The following is a 24555-nucleotide window of genomic DNA, read 5'->3' on the forward strand; positions in this document are numbered from 1 at the left end:
TTACAGCATGGGGGCGTTGGCCGGGGTGTCGAGCGCGTCGCTTTCCACCGGTTTGACCCGGCTGCCGTTGGACAGCCGCACCTGGCCGGAGGTCACGATTTTCTCGCCGGGTTCCAGCCCCTTCACTACCCGGGCCAGCTCGGCCTCGCGCTCGGCCACTTCCACCACCCGCTGACGGGCCACCAGCACGGAGTCGCCCTCTTCGGTCTGCTGTTCTTCCACCACATACACGGTCTGACCGTAGAGGGTGAAGTTGATGGCGTGTTGGGGTACCAGTATCTGGTCTTTCTGGGTCGGCAAGCGGACGTCGAGCTTGGCGAACATGCCCGAGCGCAGCTTGCCGTCCTGGTTGGGAATGCTGGCCTGCACCTGCACCACGCCCGATTCCGGGTTGACCTGTGGCTCTATGGCGGTGATTTGCCCCTCGAAGGGGGTGTCGGGATAGGCGTCCACGAAAATGTTCAACCCCTGGCCCACGGCAATGTCGGCCAGCCGGGTCTGGGGAATGGTGAAGCGGATGCGGAAATGGCTGATGTCCTCCAGCCGGGCGATGTCGGCGCCGGCATTCAGGTACTGGCCGAGAAAGGCGTTGCGGATACCCATGATGCCGTCGAAGGGCGCACGTATGGTACGCCGCTCTATGGTGGCCTTGAGTGAGTCTATTTGACCCTGTAGCTCGCGGTAGTTGGCTTCCGCCTCGTCCAGCTGGCCCTTGGACACCGAACCCCGGGCATAAAGCTGGCGCATCCGCTCCAGGTTGGCCTGCACCGAGGGCAGGCGCCCCTCGGCACTGCGCAGGTTGGCTTTTTCCACGTCCGCATCCAGCTCCACCAGCACCTGACCTGCCTTGACCTGCTGACCGGACTCGAAGTGAATGGCGCGGATGATACCGGCGGACTCATTGCTGACATTGATGCCCTGGATAGGCTCGATAAAGCCGATGGCGGCAATGCGCGGCGTCCAGTCACTGGTGGCCACCGTCTGCAGGGTCACCGGAAAGCTCGGTATCGGCATATTGGCGAAATACTGGGCCATCATGTTTTGCTTGAACAGGTTAAAGCCAATTACGCTGCCAAAAATCAGCACCACCAGCAGCAGCATGGACAGGGTCCATTTTTTCATCAGGGTCACTCCCGCGACTATTTGTTATCGTTTTAGAATGGCGTTCCAGGCTGCATCGATCAGTTCGTCGTACAGGCTTTCTTCGAGCCGGATACAGCCCTTGGTGTGTTTTTGCGTCAACAGCATCAGGTTTTCCAGAGCCAGGAAACCGAGCAGCTCCGCCGGTATATTGCGGAAGATGCCGGCCTCCCGGCCCCGTTCGAAAAACTCGAAAACGGGTTTGAAGTAACGTTCATCCATCTGTTTTTCCTCTTCCCGGTTGAACAGGGGAGAGGCCTCGTACTGCACCCGGTACATCAGGCAATCCGGGTTGTCGAGCAGGTAGCGGATACAGTTCAGCCACAGGGTACGAAACTGCTGGTAACTGGGCGGGCCCGAGTCCAGCCCGGCGAGCAGGGCGACCGACACCTCCTGCAGCCGTTCTTCGTGCACGCAGCGCAGCAGGCTTTCCTTGTCCTTGAAATAGCGGTAAATGGTGCCGGTGGCGACGTCCGCCTGCCTGGCAACCAGTTGCATCGACATGCCCTGGAAGCCATAGTGGGCGATCAGGGCCTCCGCCGCATTGAGGATGCGCTCACGCTTGTCTGTCATCGTATTCTGTTACCCGGGATGGAAAAGTCATGAATGAACGTTCATTCGCGAGCGGTGATTCTAGGTTTTTCCGGCGCCAAGTCAATCGCCTGCCCCCGCTCCTGTGACCATTCTAGCCAAAAAAAGCAGCACTCTGCCGACAAAAGCGGCAGCCGCGTTTTTATTGCAAAAAAGTGCTGGACAAGGCAGGGGGGTAACCTTAGTATTCGCTCCGTCCAAATATAGAGCGCCCGTAGCTCAGCTGGATAGAGCGCTGCCCTCCGGAGGCAGAGGTCACAGGTTCGAATCCTGTCGGGCGCGCCATCTGGTAATGGACAAAATGTGGTGACCGTAGCTCAGTTGGTAGAGTCCCGGATTGTGATTCCGGTTGTCGCGGGTTCGAGCCCCGTCGGTCACCCCAGTTTCAGGCCAAGAGCCTGGAAGCGGTAACAATGCGAGGGTGGCGGAATTGGTAGACGCGCTAGCTTCAGGTGTTAGTGTCCTTCGGACGTGGGGGTTCAAGTCCCCCCCTTCGCACCACTGCTTCCGAACATAATCGGCACGGCCAGGATAGATTGTCCTGCCGTACAGAGGGAAAGCGGCGGCAGCCGTAGCAGCCCACTGAAAGACTTCTCGGCGTTTAGCGCAGCCTGGTAGCGCATCTGGTTTGGGACCAGAGGGTCGGGGGTTCGAATCCCTCAACGCCGACCATTATTAAACCGACCTAGAGTCGGTTTTTTCGTTTTTTGCGCCATCCAAAAACAAGGCCGCAACCGACACTGTCGGTTGCGGCCTTTGTTATGCCCGGAGCGGGTTATCCGGGTCAGGCCTGGCGGTGCTACTCGAGCCGGAAGTCGTCCGCGTCCATCCAGGCCGGAAAGCGCTCCCGGTAGTCCCGCAACTCGGCCAGGCTGAGGCTGGCCTGCAGCACGGCGGCCTGGTGGTCGCCGGCCTTGGCCAGCAGCTCGCCCTGGGGCGAGAGGATCAGGCTGTTGCCGCTGTAACTCAGGCCGTTGGGATCCTGGCCGACCCGGTTGCAGCCGGCCACGAAGGCCTGGTTTTCGATGGCGCGGGCGGTGAGCAGGGCGGTCCAGTGGTGGGCCCGGGGCGCCGGCCAGTTGGCTACGAACAGTGCCAGATCGTAATCGTTGCGGTTGCGGCACCACACCGGAAAACGCAGGTCGTAGCAGATCTGCGGCAGTATCCGGAATCCCTTCCACTCCACTATCACCCGTTCCGCTCCCGGCCGGTAAAACTGGTGCTCGCCGGCCATGCGGAACAGGTGGCGCTTGTCGTAGCGGTGCACCCGGCGGTGGGGATCCACCAGCAGGAAGCGGTTGACCGTCCCCGTTTCGGTGGCGAGCGCCACGCTGCCGCCAATCATGGCCTGCAGCCGCTGGGCATGATCGTGCAGCCAGTCGATCACCTCCTCTTCCGCCAGGGCGTGGCGGGAAGCGTCCATGGCGAAGCCGGTGGTGAACATTTCCGGCAGCAGGATCAGATCCTGGCCGTGCAGCCCGGCCAGCAGGCCGTCGAAATGGGCCAGGTTGGCCGGACCGTCGTGCCAGCGCAGGGGCTGCTGCAGCAGGCTGAGATTCAGAGTTGGCATAGGCGGGCTCCCGCTTGGTCCAGGGTTTCGTCTTGTTTGGCAAAGCATAGCCGAACCAGCTGGTGGGGGAAGGGCCCTTCACAGAACACCGACAGCGGGATGGCGGCCACGCCGGCGTGCTCGGTCAGCCAGCGGGCGAAGGTCAGGTCGTCCAGCTCGCTGATGGCGCCGTAGTCCACCAGCAGGAAGTAGGTGCCGAGGCTCGGCAATACCTTGAAACGGCTGCCCGCCAGCGCCCGGGCGAAACGGTCCCGCTTGGCCCGGTAGAACTCCGGCAACTGCCGCCAGTGTTCGGGATGGGCCTCGAGCATGTCCGCCAGGGCCAGCTGGGCCGGGGTGTTGACCGAGAAGGTGAGGTACTGGTGCACCTTGCGCAGCTCTTCGGTGAGGGCCGGCGGCGCCACGGCGTAGCCGACCTTCCAGCCGGTCATATGATAGGTCTTGCCGAAGGAAGACACGGCGATGGCCCGTTCCCTCAGGTTGGCATGGTGCAGCACGCTGCTGTGGCCGGCCGGGGTAAAGCAGATGTGTTCGTAGACCTCGTCGCTCAGCACGAAGATGTTGTGATCGGCAATGGCCTGCCACAGCTGGTTGAAATCGTCCGCCTGCCAGACGGTGGCGGTGGGGTTGTGGGGCGTGTTGACGATCACCAGCCGGGTGCGCGGGCTCAGGCTAGCGCGGAACTGGGCCCAGTCGGGGCGGAACCCGGGCGGGCTGAGCGGCAGCCGCACCAGGCGGCCGCCGGCCAGGGTCACCGCCGGGGCGTAGCTGTCGTAGCTGGGGTCGAAGCACACCACCTCGTCGCCGGGACGTACCAGGGCGGTGATGGCGGCGTAGAGCGCCTCGGTGGCGCCGGCGGTAACGGTGATCTCATGTTCGGCGCTGAGGCCGATGCCGTGCTGGTGCCGGATTTTGGCGGCGATGGCCTGGCGCAGGGCCGGGGCCCCGGCCATGGGGGCGTACTGGTTGGCGCCGCTCGCCACATGGTGGGCCAGCCGCTCCTTCAGGTAGGCAGGGCCGTCGAAGTCGGGAAAGCCCTGGGACAGGTTGATGGCGCCGTGCTCGGCGGCGAGGGCGCTCATCCGGGTGAAAATGGTGGTGCCCTGGTCGGGCAGTTTGCTGTCCGGGATCATCCGCCGGCTCCTCTGTTATCCAAGGGGCGCCCACTATAGCAGGAAGCGGCGGCAATCCACACGGGGCGGGACTTGCCTCCCGATTCCCCCTACAATGTCGGCCAGGTCTCTGTATTACACGGCTTTTACATGGCAGACGGAACAAAAACCAAAAAGACGAAAAGCGCCGCCGCGGCCGGCACCAGCCAGGTCCAGTCCCTGTCCCGTGCCCTGCTGCTGCTGGAGCGGCTGGCCGCTTCGGATATGGGCATGTCGCTCACCGACGTGGCCGGCAGCCTGGGGCTGGCGCCATCCACCGCCCATCGCCTGCTCAACAGCCTGCGCAGCCACGATTTTGTGGACGTGGATGATACCCAGGGGCTGTGGAGCATCGGCGTCAACGCCTTTTCCATCGGCAACGCCTACCTGAAAAAGCGCGACTTTATCGCCCAGGCCAGGCCCTTCATGAAGCGGCTGGTGGCAGAAACCGGCGAAACCTCCAACCTGGGGATAGTGGAGCAGAACAGCGTGGTGTATGTGGGCCAGGTGGAATCGCCCCAGACCATGCGCATGGTGGTGTCGCTCGGCAGCCGGGCGCCGCTGCACGCCTCCGGCGTGGGCAAGGCGCTGTTGTCGGCCATGCCGCGCAAGGACGCCCTGGAGATCATCCGCAAGACCGGCATGGCGGCCTTTACCGCTCATACCCTTATCCATCCCAGCCAGTTCGAACTGGAACTCGGCAAGATAAGCCAGCAGGGCTACTCCCTGGACGACGAAGAGCAGTTCGAAGGCCTGCGCTGCATCGCCGCCAATATCTACAACGAATACGGCGAGGCGGTGGCCGCCATCTCCATCTCCGGGCCGGCGGTGCGGGTGAAGTGGGAGCGTATCCCCATGCTCAGCGCCCTGGTGATGGACGCTGCCCGGGAAGTGACCAAGGCCATCGGCGGCCGGGCGCCCAAAGCAAGCCGGAAGCCGGAAGCGGGCAGCTGAAAACAAAAAAGGCCAGTCCGCTGACTGGCCTTTTGCATGGTTAAACCGGGCTCAGAAGCGCAGCGGGCGATCGCCCTGCTCGTCCTTGATCCGGGTCGGCAGGCCCATGTCGTTGAGCAGGTTGATGAAGGGCTTGGGATCCAGCTCTTCCACGTTGGCCATGTGCTTCACGTCCCACTCGCCGGAGGCGATCAGCAGGGCGGCGGCCACCGGCGGCACGCCGGCGGTGTAGGAAATGCCCTGGCTGCCCACTTCGGCATAGGCCTCGGCGTGGTCGGCCACGTTGTAGATGAACACTTCCTTGTCCTGGCCGTCCTTCTTGCCCTTGACCAGGTCACCGATGCAGGTTTTGCCGCTGTAGGTGGGCGCCAGGGAGGAGGGGTCGGGCAGCACGGCCTTGACCACCTTGAGCGGCACCACTTCCAGGCCTTCGGCGGTCTTCACCGGCTGCTCGGAGAGCAGGCCCAGGTTGTTCAGCACGGTGAACACATTGATGTAGTGCTCGCCAAAGCCCATCCAGAAGCGCACGTTGGGCACGCCCAGGTTCTGGGACAGGGAGTGCACCTCGTCGTGGCCGGTCATGTAGCTGGTCTGGCTGCCCACCACCGGCAGATCGTCGGTGCGCTTCACCTCGAACATCCGGTTTTGCACCCACTCGCTGTTCTGCCAGGACCAGACCCGGCCGGTAAACTCGCGGAAGTTGATTTCCGGATCGAAGTTGGTGGCGAAGTAGCGGCCGTGGCTGCCGGCGTTGATGTCGATGATGTCGATGGAGTCGACGCTGTCGAAGCACTCCTTCACCGCCACCGCGGCATAGGCGTTGACCACACCCGGATCGAAGCCCACGCCCAGGATGGCGGTGATGCCCTTCTCTTCGCAGATGGCCTTGCGCTTCCACTCGTAGTTGGCATACCAGGGCGGATTTTCGCAGATTTTGGCCGGATCTTCATGGATGGCGGTGTCGAGGTAGGCGGCGCCGGTCTCGATACAGGCCTGCAGCACCGACATGTTGACGAAAGCCGATCCGACATTGATCACCAGTTGCGACTGTGTCTTGTCAATCAATGCCTTGGTGGCGTCGATATCGAGCGCATCCAGGGCATGGGCTTGCAATTCACCGGCAACCTTGAGGCTGCCCTTTTCCCGCACGCTGTCGACGATTTTCCGGCATTTCTCGACAGTACGCGAAGCGATATGGATGTTCCCCAGCACGTCGTTATGCTGCGCACACTTGTGCGCGACCACCTGGGCGACACCTCCGGCACCAATAATCAGAACGTTTTTCTTCATTTTTTTCCTCGAATCGCCTCCTTGAAAGGCTTTGCTGTGGTTACTCCATGCCTCAGGAGAGGCTGTTTACAAAATCGTCGAAACCGAACTCACGCACCAGTTCCACGCTGCCGTCGAGCTGACGCACGGCAATGGCGGGCATGTTGACGCCATTGAACCAGTTTTTCTTGACCATGGTGTAACCGGCGGCGTCGATGAACGACAGCCGGTCGCCGACCTTCAATTCGTGGTCGAACCTGAACTCGCCGAAGATGTCCCCGGCCAGGCAGGACTTGCCGCACACCATGTATTCATGGGGGCCGTCGCAGGGCTCCATTTTGGCGTTCTGGCGGTAGATCAGCAGGTCGAGCATGTGCGCCTCGATGGAGCTGTCCACGATCGCCAGCTGCTTGCCGTTGTACAGGGTGTCGAGCACCGTCACCTCGAGGGAGGTGCTGAGGGTGATGGCCGCCTCGCCGGGCTCCAGGTAGAGCTGCACCCCGTAGCGTTCGGCAAAGGCCTTGAGCCGGGCGCAGAATTGGTCGAGCGGGTAGCCTTCGCCGGTGAAGTGGATGCCGCCGCCCAGGCTGACCCAGCTGATCCGGGGTTGCGCCAGCAGGTTGCCGAATTTCTCCTCAATCTGGCCCAGCATGCGATCGAACAGGGCGAAGTCGCTGTTCTCGCAGTTGTTGTGGATCATAAAGCCGGAGATGCGGTCGAGCACCCGTTCGACCTTGGCCGCGTCCCATTCGCCCAGGCGGCTGAAGGGGCGGGAGGGGTCGGCGATGATGAACTCGGAGCTGGACACACCCGGATTCAGGCGCAGGCCGCGCACGTGGTCGGCGGAGGCCGCCTCGAAGCGTTCGAGCTGGCCGATGGAGTTGAAGATGATCTTGTCGGAGTGGGCCAGCACTTCTGCGATTTCGTCGTCGGCATAGGCCACGCTGTAAGCGTGGGTTTCACCGCCGAACTTGAGCTTGCCGAGCTTGACTTCGTTGAGGGAGGAAGAAGTGGTGCCGTCCATGTACTGGCTCATCAGGTCGAACACCGACCAGGTGGCGAAGCATTTCAGGGCCAGCAGCGCCTTGGCGCCGGAGTGTTCGCGCACATAGGCAATTTTTTCCATGTTGCGCAGCAGTTTGCTTTTGTCGATGAGATAGTACGGTGTCTTGATCACCTCAGTCATACCCCCTTAGAGCCTGTCAACCACCCGGCGGCGGGCCGGGAAATTTCAAAGCGCGTGATTATAGTGGAAAGGGGGGGATGCTTCGAGCAAAAAGTGAGTGTTTGTTGCGAAAAGCGGTGAATGGGCAAAAAAACAGGGCCGGCGTGTCCGCCCGGCCCTGTTACAGGGAGTGCCTGCCGCCCGCCAGAGCGGCCAGAATGATTATTGTTATAAGTCCGGTTATTCCGGCAGCACCAGGATGGCGCGGAAATCGTTGACGTTGGTGCGGGTGGGGCCGGTTTCCACCAGCACACCCAGCCGGGAGAAGAAACCGTAGCTGTCGTTGTTGGCCAGGTAGTCTTCTGCCTTGAGGCCGGCCGCCTCGGCCCGGGCGTACAGCTCGGGGGTGATGTAGGCGCCGGCGTTGTCTTCCACCCCGTCGATGCCGTCGGTGTCGGCGGCCAGGGCATAGACGCCCTTCAGCCCCTTCAGCTCGTTGAACAGGCTCAGCATAAACTCGCTGTTGCGCCCGCCACGGCCGTTGCCCTTGATGGTGACCGTGGTTTCACCGCCGGACAGGATCACGCAGGGGGCCGAGATGGGCTGGCCGCACTTGACTATCTGCTTGGCGATGGCGGCGTGCACCTTGGCCACTTCCCGGGACTCGCCCTCGATGCCGTCGCCCAGCACCAGGGGGGTGATGTCGTGGGACATGGCCAGGTCGGCGGCGGCGTCCAGCGCATCCTGGGGAGTGGCTATCATGTGGAACTCGGCCCGGCTCAGGCGCTCGTCGCCCGGCTTGACGGTCTCGGACTCGGGGCTCTGCAGCCAGTCGCGCACATGGGCGCCCACCTCGATGCCGTAGTGGTCGAGGATGGCCAGGGCCTGGGCCGAGGTGGTGGGATCCGCCACGGTGGGGCCGGAGGCAATCACGGTGGCCTCATCGCCGGGCACGTCGGAAATGCCCAGGGCGATCAGCCGGGCCGGGTAGGCGGCGGCAGCCAGGCGGCCACCCTTGATGGCGGACAGGTGCTTGCGCACGCAGTTCATCTCGTCGATGGCCGCCCCCGACCGGAGCAGGGCCTTGTTGATGGCCTGCTTGTCGGACAGGGTCAGGCCCGGGGCCGGCAGGCTCAGCAGCGAGGAGCCGCCGCCGGACAGCAGGCAGATCACCAGGTCGTCCTCGCCGAGGCCGGACACCAGTTCCAGCATGCGGCGGCCGACCCGCTCGCCGGCGTCATCCGGCACCGGGTGGGCGGCCTCGATGATGTCGATGCGCTGGCAGGGCGCGCCGTGATCGTAGCGGGTCACCACCAGGCCGGACAGTTCGCCTTCCCAGATGGCGTCCAGCTCGGCGGCCATGGAGGCGGCGGCCTTGCCGGCACCGATGACAACGGCTTTTTGACGAGTATCCCTGGGCAGGTATTCGGCCAGGTTGCCCTTGGGCAGGGCGGCGGCCACGGCGCTGTCGAACAACTGCTGTAACAACTCCTGAGGATGGATATCCATTACAAATACTCCTGAAAAAACGGCTGTCTCTATCTTACGCTGATGAAGAGGGTGGGGCAGCACAACCGGCAATGAAGATCTAACACAAAGCCCCCTGAGTGAAAGTCTGCGGTTGCCGGTGCCAGCCCCGGTTTTGACCGGCCCGCGACCGAAGCCAAAAAGCCGCGGTCCGGTAAAAAGGGTTACTCGCCCCGGATATTATGGTTGGCCAGGTGCTCCAGCGCCTTGACCATGCCGGAGTGATCCCAGCCGTCGCCGCCCAGGGCGGTACAGGTGTTGAACAGTTCCTGGGCGCTGGCGGTGTTGGGCAGGGCCACGCCCAGCTCGCGGGCACCGCTCAGGGCCAGGTTCAGGTCCTTCTGGTGCAGGGCGATGCGGAAGCCCGGGTTGAAGGTGCCCTTGACCATGCGCTCGCCGTGCACTTCCAGGATCTTGGAAGAGGCGAAACCGCCCATCAGCGCCTCGCGCACCTTGGCCGGGTTGGCGCCGGCCTTGGAGGCGAACACCAGGGCCTCGGCCACCGCTTCGATGTTCAGCGCCACGATGATCTGGTTGGCCACCTTGCAGGTCTGGCCGTCGCCGTTGCCGCCCACCAGGGTGATGTTCTTGCCCATGGCGTCGAACAGCGGCTTGATGCGCTCGAAGGTGGCCTCTTCGCCGCCGACCATGATGGTCAGGGTGGCGTTGATGGCGCCCACTTCACCGCCGGACACCGGGGCGTCCAGGTATTGGGCACCCAGTTCATTGATGCGCTTGGCAAAACCCTTGGTGGCCATGGGGGAGATGGAGGACATGTCCACCACCACCTTGCCGGCGGACAGGCCTTCGGCCACGCCGTCCTTGCCGAACAGGGTCGCTTCCACCTGGGGCGTATCGGGCACCATGGTGATGATCACCTCGGCTTCCTGGGCTACCGCCTTGGGCGTGGCCAGGGCGATGCCGTGATCACCCAGCAGGTCGGCCGGGGCCGGCTTGTAGTGCTCGGAGAAATACAGGGTGTGACCCGCTTTTTGCAGGTTCTGGGCCATGGGCTTGCCCATGATACCGGTACCGATAAAACCTATTTTCATGTTCGTTTCCTCTTGGCTTGGGGCGCCGGATGGCCGGCGCCGGGAGCGATCAGTTCAGGGATTCAGGCAACGCCGTGGCTTTTCAGCCAGCCCAGGCCCGCCTCGGTGGTGGTGGCCGGCTTGTACTCGGCGCCCACCCAACCCTGGTAGCCCACCTTGTCCAGGAAGGCGAAGATGTTGTGGTAGTTCAGCTCGCCGGTGCCCGGCTCATGGCGGCCCGGGTTATCGGCCAGCTGGATATGGTTGATGATGCTCAGGTTTTTCTCGATGGTCGGGATGATGTCCCCTTCCATGATCTGCATGTGGTAAATGTCGTACTGGAACGCCAGGTTGTCGGAACCCACCTTCTCGATGATGTCCAGCGCCTGCTTGCTGTTGTTCAGGAAAAAGCCCGGAATGTCGCGGGTGTTGATCGCCTCGGCAATCAGCTTGATGCCGGCTTCCTTCAGCTTCTCGGCGGCGTACTTGAGGTTGGCGACAAAGGTGGCCTCGGCCTGTTCGGCGGACACGCCGGCGGGCGGGATGCCGGCCAGGCAGTTGACCTGCTTGTTGCCCAGCACCCTGGCGTAGGCGATGGCCTGGTCCACGCCGGCCTTGAACTCTTCAACCCGGCTCGGATCGACGGCAATGCCGCGGCTGCCCGCGGCCCAATCGCCGGCCGGCAGATTGAACAGCACCTGCTCCAGGCCGTTCTGGTCCAGCCTGGCCTTGATGACCTCGGCCGGATAGTCGTAGGGGAACAGGTATTCCACGCCCTTGAAACCGGCCTTGGCGGCGGCGTCGAAGCGGTCCAGGAAGTCGACCTCGGTAAACAGCATCGACAGGTTGGCGGCTAATTTCGGCATTGCGATGTCCTTATGTTCTTGGGGGCAAGTTCAGTATGGGCCCGGCCCCGGGCCGGGCCCATACCGTCAGTCGAGCAGGGAGATGGCGGTGGGAGCGTCGGCACCCTTCTCGGCCAGCTCTTCAAACTCGTTGATGGCGTCGATTTCCACGCCCATGGCGATGTTGGTCACCCGCTCCAGGATGACTTCCACCACTACCGGCACCTGGTGCTCGGCCATCAGCGCCTTGGCCTGTTCGAAGGCGGGGGCGATGTCTTCCGGCTTGAATACCCGGATGGCCTTGCAGCCCAGGCCCTCGACCACGGCCTTGTGATCCACACCGTATTCGCCCAGCTCCGGCGCGTTGATGTTCTCGAACGACAGCTGGACGCAGTAGTCCATGTCGAAACCGCGCTGGGACTGGCGGATCAGGCCCAGGTAGGAGTTGTTCACCAGCACGTGGATGTAGGGCAGCTTGAACTGGGCACCCACCGCCAGCTCTTCGATCATGAACTGGAAGTCGTAGTCGCCGGACAGGGCAACCACCTGGCGGCCCGGCTCGGCGGCGCATACGCCCAGGGCGGCGGGAATGGTCCAGCCCAGGGGGCCGGCCTGACCGCAGTTGATCCAGTTGCGCGCCTTGTACACGTGCAGGAACTGGGCGGCGGCGATTTGCGACAGACCGATGGTGGACACATAGGTGGTGTCGCGGCCGAAGGCCTTGTTCATCTCTTCGTATACGCGCTGCGGCTTGACCGGGGTGTTGTCGAAGTGGGTCTTGCGCTGCAGGGTGCGCTTGCGCTGCTGGCACTCGGAAACCCAGGCGCTGCGATCTTTCAGCTTGCCGGCGGCTTTCCACTCCTTGGCCACTTCCACGAACAGCTTCAGCGCTTCGCCGGCGTCGGACACGATGCCCAGATCCGGGCCGAACACCCGGCCGATCTGGGTCGGTTCGATGTCCACGTGCACGAACTTGCGGCCCTTGGTGTAGACGTCGACGGAACCGGTGTGGCGGTTGGCCCAGCGGTTGCCGATGCCGATCACGAAGTCGGAAGCCAGCAGGTTGGCGTTGCCGTAGCGGTGCGAGGTCTGCAGGCCGCACATGCCGGCCATCAGCTCGTGGTCGTCGGGAATGGTGCCCCAGCCCATCAGGGTCGGGATCACCGGCACGGCCAGCACTTCGGCGAACTCGGTGAGCAGATCGGCGGCATCGGCGTTGATCACGCCGCCACCGGAAACGATCAGCGGCTTGTCGGCGGCGTTCAGCATGGTCAGGGCTTTTTCAACCTGTATGCGGGTGGCGGCCGGCTTGTACGGGGTCATCGGCTGGTAGGCTTCCGGATCGAACTCGATCTCGGCCATCTGTACGTCGAAGGGCAGGTCGATCAGCACCGGGCCGGGACGGCCGGAACGCATGATATGGAACGCCTGCTGGAAGGTACCGGGCACCTGGGCCGGCTCCATCACGGTGACCGCCCACTTGGCGACCGGCTTGGCGATGGACTCGATGTCCACGGCCTGGAAGTCTTCCTTGTGCATGCGGGCACGCGGCGCCTGGCCGGTGATGCACAGGATCGGAATGGAGTCGGCGGAGGCGGAGTACAGGCCGGTGATCATGTCGGTGCCGGCGGGGCCGGAGGTACCGATACAGACCCCGATATTGCCCGGGTTGGCACGGGTGTAGCCTTCGGCCATGTGGGAGGCACCCTCGACGTGGCGGGCCAGCACGTGGCTGATGGAGCCGAGACCCTTCAGCGCGGCGTAGAAGGGGTTGATGGCGGCGCCGGGAACACCAAAGGCTTTGGTGACACCTTCCAGTTCCAGGATTTTAGCGGCCGCTTCGATTGCTTTCATTTTAGCCATGGTTTGTATCCATTCATCTGAGGTGCCCTCGGCACCATTGTTGTTGTCCGTGGTGACTGGTGCGTATCGGGGTCTGGTGAGGACGCTTAACAACTACGCAACCCATACCCTGATGATACGAAAAAAAATGTGACGATCAACATATTTTGGAAATGATTTTTATAATGTGGAAATGAAGGTCTTTTTCTGGGAGGGGGTGGAAAGGTTTTTTTAATGGTTAGGTGATTGTTTATCAGTATTTTTTTGTTGATTTCCAAAGGCGATGGACAGCATGCCAGGTTTGCATTTTTTTATGGAAGAGGATTTCAGTTTTATGATTGGAGGCGGCCGAAACGGGATGCGGCGAAGAGGTTACACTACATTAACAAAGAGAGGGTGCGAAGCTTTTTGTGTTCATTTTTGTATTTTTATTTGTGATCAATGTGTGTGGGCCAGCCACACACATCATCCCCGTCAACCGCATTTGGACTCGCCGCAGTTGAGGCAGGTCAGGCAGCCGTCGAGCAGAATGGCGGCCCGGGTCAGGCACTTCCGGCACAGCTGGGCATCGGCCGGAAACTGGCCCGGTTCCCGGGGCGCGGCGTCCGCCTGCCTGGCCTCGTACTGGGCGCGCTTCTCGTCCAGTATTGCCTGCTGGTGCGGATCCAGGCCGGGTGGGCTGATCATGCCGATCATCCGCAGGTGGTGCTCGATGGCGTCGCCGATTTCCGCCACCAGGGAGGGCATGAAGCGGCCTCCGGGCTTGAAATAGCCGCCCTGGGGGTCGAACACGGCACGCAGCTCCTCCACGATGAAGGTGATGTCGCCGCCCTTGCGAAAGACCGCCGACATCAGCAGGGTCAGCGCCACCACCCACTGGTAGTGCTCCATGTTCTTGGAGTTGATGAAAATTTCGTAGGGCCGCCGGATCTGGTGCTCGGTGCCTTCGTTGAGCACCATGTCGTTGATGGTGACATAAAGGGCATGCTCCGACAGGGGCGTCTTGATTTTGTAGGTGGAGCCGAGCAGGACCTCGGGCCGTTTTACCGCCTCGTGCATCTGCACTATGGGCGGCCGGGCTTCCTGCTGGGGTGGGGTGTCCTGGTCGAGCACCCGGTAGCCGACAATCTTCTTGCTGATTTTTTTCATGGGATACCTTCAGAATTTGCCGTAATACCCTTCCTTGAGGGCGTCGTAGAGATTGGCGGCAGTATGCCGTTCGCCGTCGTATTCCACCTCTTCGTTGCCGCTGAGTTCGACCGTGCTGCCGTCTTCCAGGGTGAACTGGTAACGGGTGGCGGCCAGATCCTGTTCCTTCACCAGCACCCCCTGGAAGGCGGCGGGGTTGAAGCGGAAGGTGGTACAGCCTTTCAGGCCCTGCCGGTAGGCATAGAGATAAATGTCCTTGAACTGCTCGAACGGATAGTCGGCGGGCACATTGGCGGTTTTGGAGATGGACGAATCTATCCAGCGCTGGGCGGCGGCCTGCATATCCACATGCTGGCGGGGCGTAATGTCGCCGGCGGTCACAAAATAGTCGGGCAGGGTCTGGGCGGGGTCCGTGCTGTCGGGCAGGGCTCCGGGGTTGACCAGATGGCGGTAGGCCAGCAGTTCGAAGGAAAAGACGTCCACCTTTTCCTTGGTCTTGCGCCCGGCGCGGATAATGTTGCGGCTGTAGTGGTGGGCGAAGCTCGGCTCTATGCCGTTGCTGGCGTTGTTGGCCAGGGACAGGGAAATGGTGCCGGTTGGCGCTATCGATGAATGGTGGGTAAAACGCGCGCCGACCTCCGCCAGCCCGGCCACCAGCTCCGGCTCTATGTGGGCCAACTGCTGCATATAGCGGCTGTAACGGGCGTGCAGTATCCGTCCGGGTACCCGGTCGCCGGGCCGGTAACCGTCATCCAGCAATTCGGGGCGCAGGCGCAGCAGCTCCGGAGTCAGTTCGAATTCCTGCAGCAGCACCGGCGCAGGCCCCTTTTCCCGGGCCAGCTCCAGGCCGGTTTTCCAGCCGGTGACGGCCAGCTCGCGGGTCACCCGTTCGGTAAAGGCGACCGCCTCGGGCGAGCCGTAACGCAGCCCCAGCAGGGTCAGGGCCGAGCCCAGGCCCAGGTAGCCCATGCCATGGCGGCGTTTGCCGGTGATCTCGGCCTGCTGGGCCGCCAGCGGCAAGCCGTTGATCTCCACCACGTTGTCCAGCATGCGGGTGAAAATGGCGACCACCTGCCGGTAGCGATCCCAGTCGAACTCGGCCTCGGGGCCGAAAGGGCGGAGCACGAAGCGGGTCAGGTTGATGGAGCCCAGCAGGCAGCTGCCGTAGGGCGGCAGCGGCTGCTCGCCGCAAGGGTTGGTGGCGCGGATGGTCTCGCAGAACCAGTTGTTGTTCAGCTCGTTCACCCGGTCGATCAGGATGAAGCCCGGCTCGGCGAAGTCGTAGGTAGAACTCATGATCAGGTTCCACAGCTTGCGGGCCCGGATCACCCCGTACACCCGGTGGGCTACCCTGTGCTGCTCATCGAGCAGGTAGTCCTGCTTGAGGTGCCAGTCCTTCCAGAGGATTTGGGCCGGGTCGTGGATGTCGAGCCGGTCGCGCTCAATCTCGGCGGCGGTGGCCGGAAACACCAGCGGCCAGTCGGCGTCCTGCTCCACCGCCGCCATAAAATCGCGGCTGATCAGCAACGACAGGTTGAACTGGCGCAGGCGGCCGTCCTCCCGCTTGGCCCGGATAAAGTCGACCACATCCGGATGACTGATGTCGAAGGTTGCCATTTGTGCACCGCGGCGCCCGCCCGCCGAAGACACGGTGAAGCACATGCGATCATAAATATCCATGAACGACAAGGGACCCGAGGTGTAGGCGCCGGCGCCGGAGACGAAGGCATTGCGCGGGCGCAGGGTAGAAAACTCGTAGCCGATACCGCAACCGGCCTTAAGGGTCAGCCCGGCTTCGTGCACCTTGCGCAGAATATCGTCCATTGAGTCCTGAATGGTGCCCGACACAGTGCAATTGATGGTGGAGGTGGCCGGCTTGTGGGCCAGGGCGCCGGCGTTGGAAATGATGCGCCCGGCAGGGATGGCGCCCTGTTCCAGCGCCCAGCGGAACTGCTTGTACCAGGTTTTGCGCAGGGCCGGCGTGGCTTCCGCCTCCGCCAGGGCCCGCGCTACCCTGTCGTAGGTGGCCGGCAAATCCTCGTCCACCGCGTCGCCGCGACCGTTCTTGAGCCGGTATTTGGCGTCCCAGATATCGAGGGAAGCGGGCTGGAAAGGGATGGCCTGGATATCCTGGAGAGTGCTGGCATTCATGGGGCTAGGGATCCGTCATGCTGAATTCATATTGCTTCAGTATGGTCCGCTTCGGCCCGGCGGATCCTGTCGGTGATCAAAGATATATTTTATATGTATCTTTTGTCGCTGCCGGCGCTCCCCGTGCCGGCTATTTTGCGCTGCACAAAAAAGAGCTTGTAAAAGATTTTTGTGCGGTGCAATAATGACCTTGCGCGCCGAACAAGCCTGAGTGGTAAAAGACTTTGCTGGCGTGCCGGGCAATAGCCCCCCATTCATCAGGAGACGCCAACCATGTCATTGTTTGATATCGCAACCTTGCAAAAAGCCCAGCAGGCCAACCTGGCCCTGGTACAAAATCTGAGTGGCAACCTGTTTGCCGGCGCCGAAAAACTGGGCCAGCTGCACTACAAGGCGCTGACCGACCTGGCCGCCGCCCAGTTCGATTATGCCGGCAAGCTGCTGGCCGTACGCGAACCCAAGGCCCTGCTTGAGCTGAACGCCGCCACCTGCAGCCCCTCTGCCCTGCTCGATCGCCAACTGGCCTTCAACCGTGACCTGCTGGCCCTGGCCACAGAAACCCAGCAGCAGCTGGCGCACTACGGCGAGCAACAAGTGGCCACCGGCAACCGCCAGGTGGACGAATGGGTCGAGCAGTTCGCCAGCCGGGCCCCGGCGGGTGCCGAACCTGCGGTCTCTGCCCTGAAAACAGCGGTCAGCAACGCCAACGACGCTTATGAAAGCGCCCAGAAGGCCGCCAAGGACGCCGCCGACATCGCCGACAAGGCCATCAGGCAGGCGACCGACAGCTCCGAAAAAGCCGCCCGGCAGGTTGCCGAAGCCGCCGAAAAAAGCCTGACCGCCGCCAGTGCCGGCACCGCCGGCAAGAACCCCCGCGCCTCTTCCACCAAGGCCGGCTGATTTTCTTCGAACACAGCTGTTATCTCGTTTGGGCGACAGGGCAACTTCCCTGTCGCTTTTTTTATGTGTCCAGGAGGATGCCGGTTTCCACCAGGCCGGCAAGCTGCAGTCCGCTTGCCGTCGCCCTGGAGTCGCTGCCCCGGCTCACAACGCTGAAGCCGGCGTGGGCTTCTGCTATTATCCGTCGGCTTTATTTCTTACCGAACACGGGACATCGAGATGCAAATCGCGGACAACACTGTAGTGCAATTGCATTACACCCTGAAAGACGAGCAGGGCCAGGTACTGGAAAGCAACGAAGGCCGCTCGCCCCTGGCCTATCTGCACGGCCACAACAACATGATGCCGGGCGTGGAACAGGCGCTGGCGGGCAAGGCCGAGGGCGATCGGTTCAGCGTAACCCTGGCTCCGGCAGAAACCTATGGCGAACGCCAGGAAGGTATGATCCAGCGGATCCCGGTCAAGCATCTGGAAGGCGCCAAGCGCTGGCAGCCGGGTATGGTGGCCGTGGTGCAGACCGATAAGGGCCATCGCCAGGTAACAGTGGTAAAAGTCGGCAAGTTCATGGCTGAGGTGGATTTCAACCATCCCCTGGCCGGCCTGACCCTGACCTTCGAACTCGGCGTGGCATCGGTGCGGGCCGCCACCGAAGAGGAAATCGCTCATGGCCATGCCCATGGCGAGGGCGGCCACCACCACTGAGCATTCGGGCGCCTTACGCCAAGGCGGCGGGGATCAGTCCTCGCCGTCTTTTTTTTGCTCCTGTTCATCCGGGGCGGGGAAGCCGCCGAACAGGCCGAACATGTTTTGGGTATTAAGGTAAAGCTGGCGGGACTGTTCCACATACTGGCGCATCAGTTCCTGCATCATGGGCACCTGGCCCTGCATGAACTGGGACCAGGCCTGGGAGGACTGCATGCCGGCCTGGGTCTGGATATCGAGCATCGACTGGATACTCTCTTCCAGGTAGCTGCCGAGCACGCCCTGGAAGGGGCCGTAGAAGCGGATGATGTTTTTCAGCATATCGCTGGAAAAGATGGGATCGCCGTCGCTTTCGGCTTCCTGGATGATCTGCAGCAGTATGCTGCGGGTCAGATCTTCGCCGGTTTTGGCGTCGACCACCTGAAAGGACTCTTCCTCCTGCACCAGGCGGCGGATGTCGGCCAGGGTGACATGGCTGCTGGTGTGGCTGTCGTACAGGCGCCGGTTGGGATACTTTTTGATAATGCGGACATTATCCTGCGGTTTGGACATGCGGCCTCGGCGGAAAGCGGGCAAAGAGTGGGGGCAGTGTATCCCAATCGGGGGCACCGCTCAATTTGGCGGCAGCGTCAGCCGAGCCGTGCCAGCAACGCCAGCTGGGCCAGCAGCACTACCGACTTGAGCCCCAGCTTGCGGAAAATCTTGGCCCTGTGGGTTTCCACCGTGCGCACGCTGAGCTCCAGCCGGGCCGCAATGTCGGCGGCGGTCAGTCCGTCTGCCAGGTGGTCGGCGATTTCCCGCTCCCGGCGGGACAGGCTGGTCATCACCTGCTGGGCGTGACGGATGCGCCGCTTCAGTGCCTGCTGGCGTTCGGCGTGGTGCAGGGCCTTTTTTACCTCGGCGATCAGCAACTCGCTGCTCAGGGGTTTTTCAATCAGGGTAAAGGCGCCCTGCTGCATCACCCGGACCGTCACGGCCACATCCGCGTTCCCGGTATAGACGATGACCGGCATGTCAATATGCCGTTGCCGCATGATGTTCTGCAGTTCCAGGCCGCTGATGGTGGGCATGCGCAGATCCAGGATCAGGCAGGCGGCCTCGCCGTGGGGCTGGCTGGCGAGAAAGTCCTCGGCGCAGGCAAAGGTCAGCACCCGAAAACCTGCCGAGGTAAAAACTTGTTCCAGCAGGTGCCTGAGCACGTCGTCATCGTCAACGACATAGACCGTCTGGTGAGGCGTCATGCCGGCTTTCCCCAATGCGTGTTGGCTGTCATTATCAGAATAGTATTGTCACATCATGGCAACGACCAACCATTCTATTACAACAGCCGGAAATGGCTCCAATTCTATTGCCACCAAAATAGTAATAAAAATGGCGAAACAGGATGGAAGTAAGTGTAAATACTTATCCTTATACATTTAAAAGCGTATATGCCTTTTCCGGGGGCTGCTATAAAATCCTTCCCGAAGCCCAATGATAATTAAAGCCAGGTGCCGGCCATAAAATAAAAATGTCGCCGCCTTTTTTGTTCGGGGTTTAATCCCGGATACCTTTCCGGGAAAACGAATGGATATCGATCTTGATACCTGTAACGGGTGAAAACAAAAAATTATTACCATTTGCATTCTGGCTGGGCAGCGTACTGCTTATCGTGCTGCTGGGTGCCCATCTGGTGCGCAAGGAATTTGAGCACAACACCGGGCGCAACCTGATGGCGCTGGCGACCCAGCTGGCCCGCCATACCGCGCTGTCGCCGGAGCAGGTGGCCGAATTGAGCCGGCTGGAGTTTAGCGAGCTGGTTCATCATCCGCTGAACCAGGATTTTGAGCGCCAGGCCCGTGAACTGATGGCGCTGACCGATATTCGCTATATCTATATCGAAACCGAACTGGCGCCGCCCTGGCGCTATCGGGTAGAGCCGGGCGAAGAATCATTATATGGCGCCCCTGTCGGAACCGGGCTCGATATTCAATACCTGCTTGATGCCCAGTCATTGCCGTGGAACTCGAAAGAAGGCTCAACCCCGGTGGCGGAACACGACAAGGATAGGTATTCGCTGCTGGCAGACACCAACAAAGAGGTATTCCGCAGGCGCCAGCCCGCCTATTTGGTGACGCGTGACAAATGGGGCAAGTTTATTACCGGCTATGCCCCCTTTTACGCCAGCGACGGTCGTTTTATTGGCATGCTGGGAGTGGATTATGATTACGCCGCGTTCAGCCGTTCACTGCACCGCTACGAATGGCTGCTGGTGCTGTTGCTGCTGAGCGGCGCCGGTCTGTTCCTGATGCTGCACCGCCTGGTTCTGCGCAGTATCGACGCCGAGCGGCGCGCCCAGAGCAGCCACCAGAGCGCCAGCCGGGACGGTCTGACCGGGGTGTTCAACCGCAAGGCGATTTGGGAGGTGCTGGAAGGGCTCTGGACCCAGGCGGCGGCCCGGCCGCCAGAAACCGTCAGCCTGCTGCTGGTGGATGTGGACTATTTCAAGGAATACAACGACAACTACGGCCACCTGGCGGGGGACCAGGTGCTGCTGGATATCGCGACGTTATTACAGACAGTGGCCGACCGCCACCACGGCTGGCTGGGACGTTACGGCGGCGACGAGTTCGTTCTGCTGTTCCGTGGCCTGGCGCCGGGGCGGGAACGGCAACTGGCGCAGCAACTGGTGCGCCAGTTGCACGAGCGGGCCATGGAACACCGTTTTTCACCCATTGCCGACCGCCAGACCCTGAGCGTGGGGGCGGCCAGCCTGTCGCCGGCCGAAGGGCATGGGCCGGAAGTCCTGTTCGAGCTGGCCGACCGGGCCCTGTACCAGGCCAAGCGCCGGGGGCGCAACGCCGCCTTCTGTCACGCCTGAGGGCGGCAATCCCGCTCAGCGCATGGTCACAAACTCTTCCGCCGCAGTCGGGTGAATGGCCACGCAGGCGTCGAAGTCGGCCTTGGTGGCGCCCATCTTCACCGCCACCGCAAAGCCTTGCAGGATCTCGTCCATGCCAAAGCCGATGCCGTGAATACCCACCACTTTTTCATCCTCGCCGGCGCACACCAGTTTCATTTTGCAGGGCTGGCGGTGTTGGGTCACCGCGGTGTACATGGCGGTGAAGGAGGAGGTGTACACCTTGACGTTGTCGTCGCCAAAGCGCTCCCGGGCCTGCGGCTCGGTCAGGCCCATGGTGCCGATGGGCGGGTGGCTGAACACTACTGTGGGCACCAGCTCATAGTCCATTTTGGCGTCGGGCTTGTTGTTGAACAGCCGCTCGGAGAGCTGCCGGCCGGCCTTCACCGCTACCGGGGTCAGCTCCACGCGGCCGATGTTGTCGCCCACCGCATACACGCCCGGGGCCGAGGTGTTCTGGTATTCATCCACCTTGATGTAGCCCTTGTCGTCCAGCTCGACACCGGCGCTTTCCAGGTTGAGGTTGCCGGTCAGCGGGCGGCGGCCGATGGCCCAGATCAGGCAGTCCACTGTGATGGACTCGCCGTTTTCCAGGTGCAGGGTCAGGCTGCCATCATTGTGCTTTTCCACGCTCTTGGGCACGGAATGGGTATGCAGGGTGGGGCCGTCTTCGGCCATCACTTCCACCAGGGTGTCGGTGAGCAGGGGGTCGAAGTTGCGCAGCGGCGCCTGCTTGCGCACCAGCAGGTGGGTCTCGCTGCCCAGTGAGTGCAGCACCCCGGCCAGCTCCACCGCTATGTAGCCGGCGCCGACCACCGCCACCCGTTTGGGCTGCTCGGTCAGGGCAAAAAAACCGTTGGAGTCGATGCCGTGCTCGGCACCCGGAATGTGCGGAATAACGGGCTCGCCGCCGGTGGCGATGAGGATGTGGTCGGCGGTGACCTCTTCGCCGTTCACTTCCAGGGTGCGGGCGCCCTTGAAGCGGGCAAAGCCCTTGATCACCGTGACCTTGTTGTTGCCCAGCACCCGGTCGTAGGACTGGTGGATGCGGCCGATGTAGGCCTGGCGGCTTTCCACCAGGGTGCCCCAGTCGTGGCCCTTGAGCTCCACATCAAAGCCGTAGTCGGCGGCATAGAGCTTGATGGCCTCGGCCACCTGGGCACCGTGCCACATCACCTTTTTCGGTACGCAGCCCACGTTGACGCAGGTACCGCCCAGATCCTTGGCCTCGATCAGGGCTACTTTCTTGCCGTACATGGCCGCCCGGTTGGCGGAGGCAATGCCGCCGCTGCCGCCGCCGATGGCGATATAGTCGAAATGCTGTGCCATATGTCTGCTCCCTGGGTCGAAGGATTCAAATAAAACGCCTTGCCGATTGTACACCAAGTTTTGGCGGGACTGGCGGTCAACAATTGGTCGCTTTGCCGGTCAATCGGGAGGCTAACGCAGGAAAAGCTTGAACATTGGGCCCGCTGTCACCATGTTAGGGGGTATTCCCTCGCTTGCCGGCAGGCAGCGCGATGGCCAAAACAACAAGAGGTACAGGACCATGACGAATCCGCTACTCACCATGGACGGCCTGCCGCCGTTCAGCCAGATCAAGCCGGAACACATCAAGCCGGCGGTAGAGCATGCCATTGCGGATTGCAGGAAACGGGTGGAAACCGTACTGGCGCGCCACGAGGAGTTCACCTGGGACAACCTGGTGGCGCCGCTGGAGGAAGTCAACGATCACCTCAGCCGCATCTGGTCGCCGGTCAGCCATCTCAACAGCGTGATGAACAACGAGGCGCTGCGCCAGGCCTATGAGTCCTGCCTGCCGCTGTTGTCGGAATACCAGACCTGGATGGGTCAGCACGAGGGCCTGTTCGCCGCCTACCAGAGCCTGGCGGAACGGGACGACTTCAAAAAGCTGAGCCAGGCCCAGCAAAAGGAAGTCGAGAATACCCTGCGCGATTTCCGCCTGTCGGGCATCGCCCTGGAAGCGGAGCAAAAGCAGCGTTTCGGCGCCATCCGCAGCCGGCTGTCGGAGCTGGCCTCCACCTTTTCCAACCGGGTGCTGGACGCTACCCAGGCCTGGGTCAAGCACATTACCGACCGGGCCGAGCTGGCCGGCCTGCCCGCCTCGGCGCTGGCCGCCGCCGAGGCCCAGGCCAGGGCCCGGGAGCTGGACGGCTGGCTGTTCACCCTCGATATTCCCTCCTACCTGCCGGTAATGATGTACGCCGACAACGGCGCCCTGCGCGAGGAAATGTACCGGGCCTACACCACCCGCGCTTCCGATCAGGGCCCGGATGCGGGCCGGTTCGACAACACCGCCATCATAGAGGAAACCCTGGCGCTCAAGCAGGAGCTGGCCGAGCTGCTGGGCTTTGAGCACTACGCCCAGGTCTCCCTGGCCACCAAGATGGCCCGGAGCGAGCAGCAGGTGCTGGAGTTTCTCGAACAACTGGCCGAACGCTCCCATCCCCAGGGCGAGGCGGAGCTGGCCGAACTGACCGCCTTCGCCCGCGAGCAGCACGGCGTCGAACGGCTCAATGCCTGGGATGTCACCTATTACGGCGAGAAACTCAAGCAGCATACCTATGCCATTTCCGACGAGGAACTGCGTCCCTACTTCCCCGAGCAAAAGGTGGTGCAGGGCCTGTTCGAGACCGTTAGGCGGCTGTTCGGCATCAAGGTCCGGGAGCGTTTCGGGGTGGAAGTGTGGCATCCGGACGTGCGCTTTTTCGATATTTTCGACGAAACCGGTGAGCTGCGCGGCAGCTTCTACCTGGATCTCTACGCCCGCGCCAACAAGCGCGGCGGCGCCTGGATGGACGACTGCATCGGCCGCCGCTACCGGGAGGACGGCAGCCTGCAAAAGCCGGTGGCCTACCTGACCTGCAACTTCAACGGCCCGGTGGGCGGCCAGCCCGCCCTGTTCACCCACAACGAGGTGCTGACCCTGTTCCACGAGTTCGGCCACGGCATCCATCACATGCTGACCAAGGTGGACGTGGCCGGGGTGGCCGGCATCAATGGCGTGGCCTGGGACGCGGTGGAGCTGCCCAGCCAGTTCCTGGAAAACTGGTGCTGGCAGCCCGAGGCGCTGGCCTTTATTTCCGGCCACTTCGAGACCGGTGAGCCGCTGCCGGCGGACATGCTGGAGCGGATGCTGGCGGCGCGCAACTTCCACTCGGCGCTGATGATGCTGCGCCAGCTGGAGTTCGCCCTGTTCGATTTCCGTCTGCACATGGCCCGGGACGGTGCCCGGCCCGGCCGGGTGCAGGAAATACTGGACCAGGTGCGGGAGCGGGTATCGGTGCTGCCGCCGCCCGAGTTCAACCGCTTCCAGCACAGCTTCTCCCACATCTTCGCCGGCGGCTACGCGGCGGGCTACTACAGCTACAAGTGGGCCGAGGTGCTGTCGAGCGACGCCTTCGCCCGCTTCGAGGAGGAAGGGGTGTTTTCGGCGAAGACCGGTCGCGACTTTTTGCACGCTGTGCTGGAGCAGGGCGGCTCTAAGGAGCCGATGGAGCTGTTCAAGCAGTTCCGCGGCCGGGAGCCGAACATCGACGCCTTGCTGCGTCACTCGGGCATCGCTGCCTGAACCGGATCACCCAAGGTGGCTTAGGCCACCTTTTTTTGATCCTCGTCTGGCCAGGGGCGGCGCGGATGGGGTATACA

General features: G+C 62.4%; 20 protein-coding genes, 4 tRNA genes and 1 pseudogene. 10 read left to right on the forward strand and 15 right to left on the reverse strand.

Annotated features, from left to right (window positions below; all coding sequences use genetic code 11):
• A complete protein-coding gene (locus C7I36_RS13955) occupies positions 1-1122 on the reverse strand; it encodes an efflux RND transporter periplasmic adaptor subunit (protein ID WP_106454310.1) in 1122 nt (373 codons plus the stop codon).
• Between the two features lie 24 nt (positions 1123-1146).
• Positions 1147-1713: a TetR/AcrR family transcriptional regulator gene (locus C7I36_RS13960; protein ID WP_106454311.1), complete on the reverse strand. Its 567-nt coding sequence runs from the start codon at positions 1711-1713 to the stop codon at positions 1147-1149.
• A 226-nt stretch (positions 1714-1939) separates the two neighbouring features.
• Between C7I36_RS13960 and C7I36_RS13965 the strand changes: the two genes are divergently transcribed.
• The 4 genes from C7I36_RS13965 to C7I36_RS13980 all read left to right on the forward strand — a co-directional run bounded on the left by C7I36_RS13965 (position 1940) and on the right by C7I36_RS13980 (position 2403).
• Positions 1940-2016 (forward strand) — tRNA-Arg (locus C7I36_RS13965).
• 21 nt (positions 2017-2037) lie between these two features.
• A tRNA-His gene (locus tag C7I36_RS13970) sits at positions 2038-2113 on the forward strand.
• 33 nt (positions 2114-2146) lie between these two features.
• Positions 2147-2232: transfer RNA gene (locus tag C7I36_RS13975), tRNA-Leu, on the forward strand.
• A 94-nt stretch (positions 2233-2326) separates the two neighbouring features.
• Positions 2327-2403, forward strand: a tRNA-Pro gene (locus C7I36_RS13980).
• Between the two features lie 127 nt (positions 2404-2530).
• On the opposite strand, the gene C7I36_RS13985 is transcribed toward C7I36_RS13980, so the two are convergent.
• Positions 2531-3301: an amidohydrolase gene (locus tag C7I36_RS13985; protein ID WP_106454312.1), complete on the reverse strand. Its 771-nt coding sequence runs from the start codon at positions 3299-3301 to the stop codon at positions 2531-2533.
• Positions 3289-4434 carry a pyridoxal phosphate-dependent aminotransferase gene (locus C7I36_RS13990; RefSeq protein WP_106454313.1) on the reverse strand — a complete coding sequence of 382 codons (1146 nt, stop codon included), beginning with the start codon at positions 4432-4434 and terminating at the stop codon, positions 3289-3291. The genes C7I36_RS13985 and C7I36_RS13990 overlap by 13 nt, the downstream gene beginning before the upstream one ends.
• Positions 4435-4563: 129 nt before the next feature.
• Here C7I36_RS13990 and C7I36_RS13995 point away from each other — a divergent pair, with 129 nt between their 5' ends.
• Positions 4564-5406 carry an IclR family transcriptional regulator gene (locus C7I36_RS13995; RefSeq protein WP_106454314.1) on the forward strand — a complete coding sequence of 281 codons (843 nt, stop codon included), beginning with the start codon at positions 4564-4566 and terminating at the stop codon, positions 5404-5406.
• A 51-nt stretch (positions 5407-5457) separates the two neighbouring features.
• Here the strand turns inward: C7I36_RS13995 and C7I36_RS14000 are convergent, their stop codons facing one another.
• The 8 genes and pseudogenes from C7I36_RS14000 to C7I36_RS14035 form a co-directional block, all read right to left on the reverse strand.
• Positions 5458-6696, reverse strand: coding sequence for a saccharopine dehydrogenase family protein (locus C7I36_RS14000; protein WP_106454315.1), 1239 nt, complete (start codon positions 6694-6696; stop codon positions 5458-5460).
• Between the two features lie 52 nt (positions 6697-6748).
• Entirely contained in the window at positions 6749-7852 is a 1104-nt protein-coding gene (locus C7I36_RS14005) for a carboxynorspermidine decarboxylase (protein WP_106454351.1), read from the reverse strand.
• 228 nt (positions 7853-8080) lie between these two features.
• Complete coding sequence (locus C7I36_RS14010; protein WP_106454316.1) at positions 8081-9349, reverse strand: glycerate kinase type-2 family protein; 1269 nt, start codon at positions 9347-9349, stop codon at positions 8081-8083.
• A 182-nt stretch (positions 9350-9531) separates the two neighbouring features.
• Positions 9532-10437, reverse strand: a pseudogene (locus C7I36_RS14015) (2-hydroxy-3-oxopropionate reductase); the annotation flags it as partial.
• A 44-nt stretch (positions 10438-10481) separates the two neighbouring features.
• Entirely contained in the window at positions 10482-11264 is a 783-nt protein-coding gene (hyi, locus tag C7I36_RS14020; protein WP_106454318.1) for a hydroxypyruvate isomerase, read from the reverse strand.
• A gap of 66 nt (positions 11265-11330) precedes the next feature.
• The gene (gene gcl, locus C7I36_RS14025; RefSeq protein ID WP_106454319.1) at positions 11331-13106 is read right to left on the reverse strand and encodes a glyoxylate carboligase; all 1776 of its coding nucleotides are present in this window, start codon (positions 13104-13106) and stop codon (positions 11331-11333) included.
• A gap of 453 nt (positions 13107-13559) precedes the next feature.
• Positions 13560-14234, reverse strand: coding sequence for a TSCPD domain-containing protein (locus C7I36_RS14030; protein ID WP_106454320.1), 675 nt, complete (start codon positions 14232-14234; stop codon positions 13560-13562).
• Positions 14235-14243: 9 nt separating this feature from the next.
• The gene (locus C7I36_RS14035) at positions 14244-16385 is read right to left on the reverse strand and encodes an adenosylcobalamin-dependent ribonucleoside-diphosphate reductase (protein ID WP_106454321.1); all 2142 of its coding nucleotides are present in this window, start codon (positions 16383-16385) and stop codon (positions 14244-14246) included.
• Between the two features lie 17 nt (positions 16386-16402).
• On the opposite strand from C7I36_RS14035, the gene C7I36_RS17460 reads away from it, so the two are divergent.
• The 3 genes from C7I36_RS17460 to C7I36_RS14045 all read left to right on the forward strand — a co-directional run bounded on the left by C7I36_RS17460 (position 16403) and on the right by C7I36_RS14045 (position 17987).
• Complete coding sequence (locus tag C7I36_RS17460; protein ID WP_181256383.1) at positions 16403-16570, forward strand: hypothetical protein; 168 nt, start codon at positions 16403-16405, stop codon at positions 16568-16570.
• An 88-nt stretch (positions 16571-16658) separates the two neighbouring features.
• The gene (locus tag C7I36_RS14040; protein ID WP_106454322.1) at positions 16659-17285 is read left to right on the forward strand and encodes a phasin family protein; all 627 of its coding nucleotides are present in this window, start codon (positions 16659-16661) and stop codon (positions 17283-17285) included.
• Positions 17286-17504: 219 nt separating this feature from the next.
• Positions 17505-17987 (forward strand): FKBP-type peptidyl-prolyl cis-trans isomerase, encoded by a 483-nt coding sequence (locus C7I36_RS14045; RefSeq protein ID WP_106454323.1) that lies wholly within the window; start codon positions 17505-17507, stop codon positions 17985-17987.
• A gap of 33 nt (positions 17988-18020) precedes the next feature.
• On the opposite strand, the gene phaR is transcribed toward C7I36_RS14045, so the two are convergent.
• Together phaR and C7I36_RS14055 are read right to left on the reverse strand one after the other, a co-directional pair.
• Positions 18021-18539: a polyhydroxyalkanoate synthesis repressor PhaR gene (phaR, locus tag C7I36_RS14050; RefSeq protein WP_106454324.1), complete on the reverse strand. Its 519-nt coding sequence runs from the start codon at positions 18537-18539 to the stop codon at positions 18021-18023.
• 77 nt (positions 18540-18616) lie between these two features.
• Complete coding sequence (locus C7I36_RS14055) at positions 18617-19228, reverse strand: response regulator transcription factor (protein WP_106454325.1); 612 nt, start codon at positions 19226-19228, stop codon at positions 18617-18619.
• 338 nt (positions 19229-19566) lie between these two features.
• On the opposite strand from C7I36_RS14055, the gene C7I36_RS14060 reads away from it, so the two are divergent.
• Positions 19567-20847, forward strand: a complete 1281-nt coding sequence (locus C7I36_RS14060; RefSeq protein ID WP_106454326.1) for a GGDEF domain-containing protein — start codon at positions 19567-19569, stop codon at positions 20845-20847.
• Positions 20848-20862: 15 nt separating this feature from the next.
• Here C7I36_RS14060 and gorA read toward each other — a convergent pair whose 3' ends face one another.
• Positions 20863-22215, reverse strand: a complete 1353-nt coding sequence (gorA, locus tag C7I36_RS14065; protein WP_106454327.1) for a glutathione-disulfide reductase — start codon at positions 22213-22215, stop codon at positions 20863-20865.
• Positions 22216-22435: 220 nt separating this feature from the next.
• Here gorA and prlC point away from each other — a divergent pair, with 220 nt between their 5' ends.
• Entirely contained in the window at positions 22436-24478 is a 2043-nt protein-coding gene (prlC, locus tag C7I36_RS14070) for an oligopeptidase A (RefSeq protein WP_106454328.1), read from the forward strand.
• The last annotated feature ends 77 nt before the right edge of the window (positions 24479-24555 follow it).

Source organism: Zobellella taiwanensis (assembly GCF_003012795.1).
Classification (GTDB): Bacteria; Pseudomonadota; Gammaproteobacteria; order Enterobacterales; family Aeromonadaceae; genus Oceanimonas; species Oceanimonas taiwanensis.

Bases quoted from the DNA above. Each gene is read 5' to 3' on its own strand.
- gorA (WP_106454327.1), bottom strand. From the start codon at position 22,215: ATGGCACAGCATTTCGACTATATCGCCATCGGCGGCGGCAGCGGCGGC.
- C7I36_RS14010 (WP_106454316.1), bottom strand. From the start codon at position 9,349: ATGGATATCCATCCTCAGGAGTTGTTACAGCAGTTGTTCGACAGCGCC.
- phaR (WP_106454324.1), bottom strand. From the start codon at position 18,539: ATGTCCAAACCGCAGGATAATGTCCGCATTATCAAAAAGTATCCCAAC.
- C7I36_RS14030 (WP_106454320.1), bottom strand. From the start codon at position 14,234: ATGAAAAAAATCAGCAAGAAGATTGTCGGCTACCGGGTGCTCGACCAG.
- C7I36_RS14045 (WP_106454323.1), top strand. From the start codon at position 17,505: ATGCAAATCGCGGACAACACTGTAGTGCAATTGCATTACACCCTGAAA.
- C7I36_RS13985 (WP_106454312.1), bottom strand. From the start codon at position 3,301: ATGCCAACTCTGAATCTCAGCCTGCTGCAGCAGCCCCTGCGCTGGCAC.
- C7I36_RS14055 (WP_106454325.1), bottom strand. From the start codon at position 19,228: ATGACGCCTCACCAGACGGTCTATGTCGTTGACGATGACGACGTGCTC.
- C7I36_RS13960 (WP_106454311.1), bottom strand. From the start codon at position 1,713: ATGACAGACAAGCGTGAGCGCATCCTCAATGCGGCGGAGGCCCTGATC.
- C7I36_RS13995 (WP_106454314.1), top strand. From the start codon at position 4,564: ATGGCAGACGGAACAAAAACCAAAAAGACGAAAAGCGCCGCCGCGGCC.
- prlC (WP_106454328.1), top strand. From the start codon at position 22,436: ATGACGAATCCGCTACTCACCATGGACGGCCTGCCGCCGTTCAGCCAG.
- gcl (WP_106454319.1), bottom strand. From the start codon at position 13,106: ATGGCTAAAATGAAAGCAATCGAAGCGGCCGCTAAAATCCTGGAACTG.
- C7I36_RS17460 (WP_181256383.1), top strand. From the start codon at position 16,403: ATGCTGAATTCATATTGCTTCAGTATGGTCCGCTTCGGCCCGGCGGAT.
- C7I36_RS13955 (WP_106454310.1), bottom strand. From the start codon at position 1,122: ATGAAAAAATGGACCCTGTCCATGCTGCTGCTGGTGGTGCTGATTTTT.
- hyi (WP_106454318.1), bottom strand. From the start codon at position 11,264: ATGCCGAAATTAGCCGCCAACCTGTCGATGCTGTTTACCGAGGTCGAC.
- C7I36_RS14040 (WP_106454322.1), top strand. From the start codon at position 16,659: ATGTCATTGTTTGATATCGCAACCTTGCAAAAAGCCCAGCAGGCCAAC.
- C7I36_RS14035 (WP_106454321.1), bottom strand. From the start codon at position 16,385: ATGAATGCCAGCACTCTCCAGGATATCCAGGCCATCCCTTTCCAGCCC.
- C7I36_RS14000 (WP_106454315.1), bottom strand. From the start codon at position 6,696: ATGAAGAAAAACGTTCTGATTATTGGTGCCGGAGGTGTCGCCCAGGTG.
- C7I36_RS13990 (WP_106454313.1), bottom strand. From the start codon at position 4,434: ATGATCCCGGACAGCAAACTGCCCGACCAGGGCACCACCATTTTCACC.